Source organism: Moorena sp. SIO3I6 (assembly GCF_010672095.1).
The window spans coordinates 1-1771 of the sequence record NZ_JAAHHU010001033.1; the positions used below are offsets into that span (position 1 = coordinate 1).

Consider the following 1771-nt stretch of genomic DNA (forward strand, 5'->3'; position numbering starts at 1 on the left):
AATACAAAAGATTAGAACTAAACTAAGCGTGAGAAGGGTTTTGAGGTCATGTTTCCTGAGTTCGTGAAAGCACCAGATATAGAGGATTGGAAGAAATCGAATTGAGGCGTTGCTGAATTGAAGTCTGTTGGTATAAACACTCTTTTCTATTAGTTGACCACAATTTAATTATTTTTCGGAGATATCTAGTAGTCGGAGTATATATCGAACTCAGGTCAATCGATTCTATCCCTCCTACATGCTAAATGGAAACTCTTCGATTTGCCGAAGGTAAACCTGAAGCAACTGGCTGTCTGGGGGCGCGCAAGTAATACCAGAATTAGCAAGTCCCTTAACAGTATTCTCGCAATCCAACTTTGACGTGAAGGAGGATGCCTCTAAATAGGTTAGCTGGGTTCCGGGAATTTTTTTGGTTAAAAACGGCAAGATGGGACTTAAAACATTTTCTGGGGAACTCAAGATCACATCCCGCATTTTTGATTCCCACTGGGGATAGTCTATTTGCTCGATAGGGTAGCCGAGAGAACGGATGAGATCGACTAGCTCCCCTATCTGCAAACACTGAGGATTGACTAAGTGGAAGCTTTTTCCTAGGGATTCTTTCTGCCTAGATAGATAAACAATGGCTTGACTGACATAGTCTACTGGTGTCAAATCGAATTCAATATTGAGATCGGGAGCAATGCCTTGCTCGACAAAGCTCTTTAGCAGCCTACCTAAGGTTTGCTCGGCATTAGATGCGCCAGTTTTACTGTGCCCGCTAATCGTCCCCGGTCGGTAGATACTAACCGGAATGCCGAGGGAATGTGCGGTTTTAAACAATTTTTCTGCTACCCATTTACTTTGAGCATAACCTCCATAGACTACTTCACAATCCTCCAAAGGGTCTTCTTCTCGAATGGATGGCTTGTTGAAATACCCTGTTGACTTAAAAATAGCGGGTGAAGAGATAAAATGGACGGACTTGAGTTTGATTTGACTGGCTAATCTCAAGATTTCCTGAGTTCCTCCCACGTTGGCTGCTCGCATAGCCCTGTAGGGATACGCTAAATTTAAGAAGGTAGCAGCGTGATAGATAATATCGATTTCCCGTGCTAGCTGCTCGAACTGTTGCTCGTGCAGTCCCAAAAGTGACTGGGACAAATCCCCTATGACTGGAATAATCCGGGAGTTGAAATTTTCATATTCCAGTAAATAGCGATCGAGGTTGTTGGTAATTTTATGCTTGCCTTCAGCAGTAGTCTTACAGGCACGAACCAGGCAATAAATTCTGGCTTGGGTTTGTCTGAGGAGTTCATCGAGTAAAAAAGCACCGAGAAATCCTGTTGCTCCAGTCAAGAAAATAGCATTGGGTTCGGCATAAGACCCAACGGAAGTAAAGTTCGGTTTGATGATGGGATCTAAAACTGCCTCTGAAAGCAACTCTTCCACAGTCATGCTTTCAATCCCTGCAGCTTCTTCTGAGTTGCTGAATGTCTCGATTGCTTCAGCCATGTGAGCTACTGTGGGTGCTTCTAACAAGGTGCGTAGGGGGAAATCAACTCCAAAAGTGTGTCTTACTTGGAAAAGGAGCCGAATTGCTAGGAGAGAATTTCCTCCTAATTCAAAGAAGTTGTCCCTCAGGCCAATTGGATGGATGTGTAAAACCTGACTCCAGAGTTGGGCTAATTTTGTTTCTAGTGAGGTACGGGGTGGGACAAATTCTTGCTCTAAAATAGGTCGTTCGGGATTGGGCGCTGGGAGCGATCGCCTGTCTAACTTACCATTATGA

Annotated in this window: 1 protein-coding gene; it reads right to left on the minus strand. The window is 44.0% G+C overall.

The features are described from left to right. Positions 1-234 precede the first annotated feature (234 nt). Positions 235-1771: thioester reductase domain-containing protein (locus F6K49_RS45775; RefSeq protein ID WP_293108922.1), on the minus strand; the 1537-nt coding region annotated here is incomplete at its 5' end.